Here is a 6,110-nt window from a genome sequence, read left to right as displayed (position 1 = left end):
CTTCTGCGGTTTCTTCCCCCAGCTTCTTGAGAATTTTGTTATCCCCGGCAGTGAATAGGCTAGACGTGTAGGACTGCAACTGCGGGAAATCCCGCCGCTGGCAAACAATGCTATATACCTGTGAGAGGGTATCGGCGGGAGGGGGCTCAATGTATTCTCCCTTGGCTCCATGGCGGTGAAAACAACTACGCTCGCCTGTGTGGCAGGCAATGTGCCCCACCTGTTCTACAGTGAGCAATAGAGCATCACTATCGCAGTCATAGCGGATACTTTTTACCCACTGCACATGGCCAGAGGTTTCCCCCTTTGGCCACAATTCTTGGCGCGATCGACTCCAAAACCACGTGCGACCCGTCTCAAGGGTTTTCTGTAGCGATTCCCGATTCATCCATGCCAGCATCAAGACGGTTCCGTCCAAATAGTCTTGGACAATAGCTGGCACTAAGCCCCGTTCATCGTAGCGAATCTCGTCCAGGGGGAGGCTAAGGGCAGTGGCGGGCATCAATCGTTGGCAGTTCTCCAGAGGGTGACCCGGAGATCACGCCTATCGCAAGCATCCCGTATTGCTGCTTCCTTCCGGACCTGACAAGGTTTAGGCGTTGCGATCGCATGATTCCGAGCCAACTTGTATCATAGCATACGTCATCCAACCCCATAAATTGCCCTATTAGGAATTTTTATCCCTAGTTTCTTAAAGAAAGTTTATATTAAAAAGGTAACAGCGTAAGATTTGGTAATGCCTATGACCCTTGCTGCACTCATGGTGACGCAGGCTGAGACTCTCCGTGGTCTCTTTCGGACGTTGACGGCAACCAGTTGTCCCTATCGCTATAACTTTCATCTCCACACCATCTGCTCCGATGGACAACTGACACCGCAGCAAGTGGCGCAACAGGCAATGATCCACGGTCTCAAGGGCTTTGCCATTACCGATCACCATGCTTTAGAGGGCTATTTTCAGGCTCGGACATACGTCGAAGCCTATCCAGGGACGGATCGTCCCAAAGTTTACACCGGTATTGAAATTACCGCTCAACTGCTTGACACGGAAGTGCACATCCTGGGCTATGGCTTTGACCCCCATGCCCCAATCCTGCATCGCTATGCCATGGGCAGCGCCCCCGAAGGAGAATGGGCCCAGGCGGAACGGGTGATTGCGGTTCTCCATGAGGCGGGTGGCTTGGCGATTTTGGCGCACCCGGCACGCTATCGGCTGCCTGCGGAACAACTGATTCCTGCTGCGGTGACACGGGGAATTGATGGTGTGGAGACCTACTATTGCTACAGCAACCCCGATCCCTGGGAATCCACGCCAGAAACAACGGCCTTGGTGCATGCCTTGGCGGCAGAGCATCAACTCCTAGAGACCTGTGGCACCGATACCCATGGCCAAAGCATTCTGGTGCGGCGATGACAGGAACTGAACTTCTGATCACCGTGGGGGCGATCGTCATCAGCTGGTTTGTGCTCCGCTGGCTCATCACTGTGCTCAAGGTCACTCTCGGTACGGCGATTAAAATTGCCCTGGTTGTCTTCCTATTGCAAATCTTTTTTGGTATCGGTCCCGATCGCCTAGGGGAGCAGCTACAGCTTCTATGGTCACAAGTTACTCGTTATCTGCCCAGACCTGCTTTGCCATCCTCCCAATAGGAATGACCTGCAGCTGCTGATTCTGGGGGGCGATCGCGAGCCTTTTTGTGATTGCAGTCAGAATCCAGCCGTCCCTATGAAAGTGATCCTTCAATTACCAAGAAGAGAAATCTTGGCATTCTAGGCAGCCAGCCACGCCTCCCACATCAACACATTCCACAAATGGTATGCCCAGTTCCGCCGACCCAAAAGATGCTCCTGCCACTTTTGCCGCACTAGCTCTGGATTGAGAAAAGCTTTGCGCTTGAGGCGCGCTTCCGACAGCAGATCCTCCGCCCACTCCCGCAGCGGGCCGCGCAGCCATTGATCCAGCGGCACGCCGAACCCCATCTTAGGTCGCTCGATCAATTCCTTGGGCACGTATTGGTAGAGCACCTGGCGCAGCAGCCACTTGGACTGCCCCTCCCTAATCTTGAAGTGATAGGGCAGCCGCCAAGTAAATTCCACCACGCGGTGATCCAGGAGCGGCACGCGGGTTTCCAGGCTCACCCCCATCGCCGCGCGATCCACCTTGACCAGAATGTCATCCGGCAGATAGCTGAGCTGATCGAGGAACATCATCACTTCCTCGAAGGGCCGCTGGCCCTGGGCCAGGCTCGCCGGCCACGCATCGCGGCGGGAAAGAATCGTCTCGGGCTCCGTGCAACCGATGACCAACTCCTCCGCCGGATGCTGCCAGTGGGAGACCAGATAGCAATACACCGCCTCCAGGGAATCGAGCGCCAGCAACTCGGCGAGCTTGTGCATCTTGTCGCCGGCGAGCTTTACCCTAAGCCGGCGCGGCAGCAGCGGGCCCAGCAACCGAAACACGCGATTCCACGCGGCGGGTGAGGGCCCGGTCAAAGCTGCCGCCAACGCCCGGCGCAGCGGCATGGGTACCACACCCAGCCGCTTCCACAGCGCGCGCGTCCAGAAATAGCGGGTGTACCCCCCAAAGAGTTCGTCGCCGCCATCGCCCGAGAGGCTCACCGTCACCTGCCGGCGCGCGAGCCCAGCTACCAGAAAGGTAGGAATCTGGGACGAATCGGCGAAGGGCTCGTCGTAGAGCGCGGGCAGCCGGGGAATGACCGCCATCGCGTCGTCCGGTGTCACATAGAGATCGGTATGCGCCGTGCCCAGATGCCGCGCCACGGCCTTGGCGTGCTCGGCCTCATTGTAGTCGCCCTCGTGAAAACCGATGGTGAAGGTCTGCACCGGCCGCGCAGATTGCGCCTGCATCAGCGCCACCACGGTGGAAGAATCCACCCCGCCCGACAAAAACGCCCCCAGGGGCACATCGGCCACCATTTGCCCAGCGATGGCTTGCCTGAGCAGGCGTTCGAGTTCCCGGGCGGCCTCCGCTTCCGTACACGCAAGCGGCTCTCTCAACCCCGCCTCTGCCACCTCGCGCACCGACCAATAGGCTTTGATCTCCCCTTTCCCGGCAGGAGAGGCGCCGGGGCTGAGGGACTGCTCCCCAAACTGCACAAAGCAACCCGGGGGCAGCTTCCAAATGTTTTCGTAGATGCTCCACGGTGCGGGTATGTAGTCGTACCGCATGAAAAGCGCTAGCGCCTGGCGCTCGATAGCATTGTCAAACCCTGGATATGCCCGCAATGCCTTGAGCTCGGAGCCAAATACTAGTGTGCCGTGCACCCAGCCATAGTAGAGCGGTTTTTCACCCATGCGATCGCGCGCCAGTGTGAGCATACGCCTTTTCCGATCCCAGAGGGCGATGGCGAACATCCCCACGACGCGCTCGAGGGTCTTTTCAATACCCCAAGCTTCAAATGCCGCGAGCAATGTCTCCGTATCGGAATGGCCGCGCCATGGGGGAACCATCCCGGTAGGGTTGACTTTGGTAAGCTTTTCGCGCAACTCGAGATAGTTGTAGATCTCGCCGTTGAAGACGATCACGTACCGTCCAGAGGCCGACACCATGGGCTGGTGGCCAGCAGGAGATAGATCGAGGATAGCGAGCCGACGGTGACCCAGTGCAATGCCCACTTCTGCATCTACCCATACTCCCGCATCATCCGGCCCGCGGTGGATGAGAGTATCGGCCATGCGTTGCACAGTGGCGCGAGCATCATCACCAGGGCAACCGCCAAACTGCCAGAAACCAGTTAAACCGCACATAGCTCAGCTCTGCACCAATTGTTTATAGAGTCTATAGACGTAGTCATTGCATCCCGAACCGACAATATCCGAAAACCTTCCCTAGCGTGCGAAAATCGGAACTGGTGTAAAGTTAGCCCGATCATTCGGGCAGACACTTCATCGGGCCTGATGGACTCATAGGGCCAGCCACCCAGTCAATCATGGACGTCGTGGTAGTAATTCATTGCGCGATTACCACGATAGGGGGTCACATAGTCTGCAAACCGCCGGCCAGTTAACCGAAGGCCAAGGCGCAAAAGGGTCACATACACCCATCGCATCCGAGCCTGAGCCGCAGGAGAAGCCTGCGCGTACCAGTACAATTGTTTTCCCAACTGTTTTCCCAACGCCAGAACAGCTCCATCCAGATGCGCCGATAAAGTGCCAACACAAGGAGACCCTCGGGTGTCACCATCCGCGCGGCACAAGCCAAAGCGCAGTCGAGCTCGCCGGTGTGGTGCAGTCCCCCAGGAATAAACCACATCGAAAGTTCCCCATTTGGTGGGTGCGAGCTTGAAGATACTTTCTTGCTTGATGCGGTAAGCGCCGCCGGACACGAAATGAGAAAGCACAGCATGGGTGGTTGCCACCGAATCGGCGTTGCTGTTCACCGCCACCACCTCCCGCGCCCCAAGTCGAAGGGCCGCGAGATTGTGCAGATCTGAACCACCTCCGATATTGAGAAAGCGCTTGCCATCAAGCCCCTCTCCACCCAGAAGCTACAAAAGCCCCGCTTCCGTCTCACGCACTTCAACCTCTGTGATCTTCCAGCCAGTTGCGCCCGAAGGCAAGGTGAGCCTCCGCTTGGATTAGTTTTTTGGGGGTCATTGGTCTCATTTCCTGTAAAGAGTTCCCTCAATAAGTTGTTCCGCGAGCAAATGCTCGCGGTCAGTCAGTTGTGCTCATTATAGCTATTCCAATAAATAATGAGACATTACGCAGCACAATAATTGCGAATTGCCTCATCAATAGAACCGTTGCAGCCTGCATCCATCCGCGCTCGCTGCAGCGCAGGTCAAGACCCGGGACATGACCTACCTTTGAAACAACAACTCTGGTCGCTCCATTGGCCATGTTCAGAGTTTCTCGATGGGTGTCATGTGGTCCCAAGCGCGTTGGGGAATTCGGTGATTGTGCGTCCAAAGGTAGCCTGTGAGCGTCTCTTGCAGATCAGCGGCGGAGACAAACGCTCAGCGCCCAGAATCTCGGCAATGCGACCGTTGAGGCGCTCGACGATGCCATTGGTTGGCGGGTGGCGAGGTTGGATGAGCCGATACTCAATTCTCTGGTTCGCACAGAGCTGATCGAACAGATGGCGTCCGGTGGGTTGGCGATCGCCCGTGGTGCAGAAGCGATCGGTGAACTCCTTGCCGGTATCTGTAAGAAGAGTATGTACCACAAAGGGGGTGTTGGCAAGCACGTGCGCAAAAAAGTGCGTGGCAGATTCAGCGTTCTTATCCTCGTGGATTGCCAGATAGAGCCAACGCGTTGCCCAGTCAATTGCGACGCAGAGGTCAGGGCGCCTCTCCTCTTCAGACATTGCGGCAGGTACTTGAGTCGATGTGAATGAACCCTGGCTCGTCGTCTTTGAACTGCCGCGTGGTCGTTTTGTCCCCCCTTCTGCGCTTGCCGGCTTCTTTTGCAGTGCGCGCAGGTTCGAGACCCTGTGGCAGCGCAGACAGGGATCTAGGGGATCTAGCGCCGAGCAGCTAAGGTTGGAGTTGAGGAAGGTTCAGGCAAGAACCAGCAGGTCATCAAGGGGCAGCCAAAGGAACTTACGCACCTCAACGATCACGAGCTCTTGCGCTGCAGTAAGCATAGTGTTCAAGCGATGAGGGCGGGTGCGCTTGTCTGCGACACTCCCGCGCTTTCGTCATTTCGCGACCGTATGGCGGTGGATACCGTAGCGTCTGGCAAGCTCGCGGTGACTTACCGAAGCTGGCGCTTGTTGGGCCTCACGGCGAATCCGAGGTGTGGTTCGGGCATTAGCGTGAATCCGAGGCATGGCTACGCTCCTTCCTTGGATGCTTTCTGGCCTGGTAACAAGCGTTCGAGGAGCCGGTATGCTTCGAGGGGTTGAGCACGACTTCTGGGAATCTTCTGGGAATATAATATGCGGGGCCGAAAACTAGACCCTCAGAGGCCTTAAAACTCCAGCTCCTCCTCTTCAGAGGCTTCAGCAATTGGGGTGTCTGGACTTTCGCCCTCATCGGGTAGGCGAATAACCACACCGTTAAAGAATCGTGCCAGTTTTTCGGCAGATTCACGCACAGGATCGGCAGCAGTGGTGAGAGGTGGTGGGGGTGGAATAGGGGTTGGTT

The 6,110-nt window shown here is 56.9% G+C and carries 5 protein-coding genes, 1 other RNA gene and 1 pseudogene; 2 read left to right on the top strand and 5 right to left on the bottom strand.

Translation table 11 applies throughout. The features are described 5' to 3' along the window. Positions 1-502: bifunctional phosphoribosyl-AMP cyclohydrolase/phosphoribosyl-ATP diphosphatase HisIE (gene hisIE, locus H8Q75_RS06060; protein WP_297040914.1), on the bottom strand; the 502-nt coding region annotated here is incomplete at its 3' end. A gap of 23 nt (positions 503-525) precedes the next feature. Then, positions 526-622: signal recognition particle sRNA small type (ffs, locus tag H8Q75_RS06055), an RNA gene on the bottom strand. 120 nt (positions 623-742) lie between these two features. On the opposite strand from ffs, the gene H8Q75_RS06050 reads away from it, so the two are divergent. Further along, positions 743-1,414, top strand: a complete 672-nt coding sequence (locus H8Q75_RS06050) for a PHP domain-containing protein (protein ID WP_024123979.1) — start codon at positions 743-745, stop codon at positions 1,412-1,414. Then, positions 1,411-1,650, top strand: a complete 240-nt coding sequence (locus tag H8Q75_RS06045) for a hypothetical protein (protein ID WP_024123978.1) — start codon at positions 1,411-1,413, stop codon at positions 1,648-1,650. The genes H8Q75_RS06050 and H8Q75_RS06045 overlap by 4 nt, the downstream gene beginning before the upstream one ends. A 120-nt stretch (positions 1,651-1,770) precedes the next feature. Here the strand turns inward: H8Q75_RS06045 and asnB are convergent, their stop codons facing one another. From asnB to H8Q75_RS06030, 3 genes and pseudogenes are all read right to left on the bottom strand, one after another. Continuing rightward, positions 1,771-3,768 (bottom strand): asparagine synthase (glutamine-hydrolyzing), encoded by a 1,998-nt coding sequence (gene asnB / locus H8Q75_RS06040; protein ID WP_024123977.1) that lies wholly within the window; start codon positions 3,766-3,768, stop codon positions 1,771-1,773. 176 nt (positions 3,769-3,944) lie between these two features. After that, positions 3,945-4,409, bottom strand: coding sequence for a hypothetical protein (locus tag H8Q75_RS06035; RefSeq protein WP_157869611.1), 465 nt, complete (start codon positions 4,407-4,409; stop codon positions 3,945-3,947). 268 nt (positions 4,410-4,677) lie between these two features. Continuing rightward, positions 4,678-5,794, bottom strand: a pseudogene (locus H8Q75_RS06030) (integrase core domain-containing protein). Positions 5,795-6,110 lie beyond the last annotated feature (316 nt).

Source organism: Thermosynechococcus sp. OHK43 (genome assembly GCF_014466085.1).
In the GTDB taxonomy this organism is placed as follows: Bacteria; Cyanobacteriota; Cyanobacteriia; order Thermosynechococcales; family Thermosynechococcaceae; genus Thermosynechococcus.
The sequence above is the reverse complement of the archived record's forward strand: the minus strand, read 5'-3'. Positions and strand labels throughout refer to the sequence as shown.

Coding starts and splice junctions, on each gene's coding strand:
- H8Q75_RS06045 (WP_024123978.1), top strand. CDS start 1,411: ATGACAGGAACTGAACTTCTGATCACCGTGGGGGCGATCGTCATCAGC.
- asnB (WP_024123977.1), bottom strand. CDS start 3,768: ATGTGCGGTTTAACTGGTTTCTGGCAGTTTGGCGGTTGCCCTGGTGAT.
- H8Q75_RS06050 (WP_024123979.1), top strand. CDS start 743: ATGACCCTTGCTGCACTCATGGTGACGCAGGCTGAGACTCTCCGTGGT.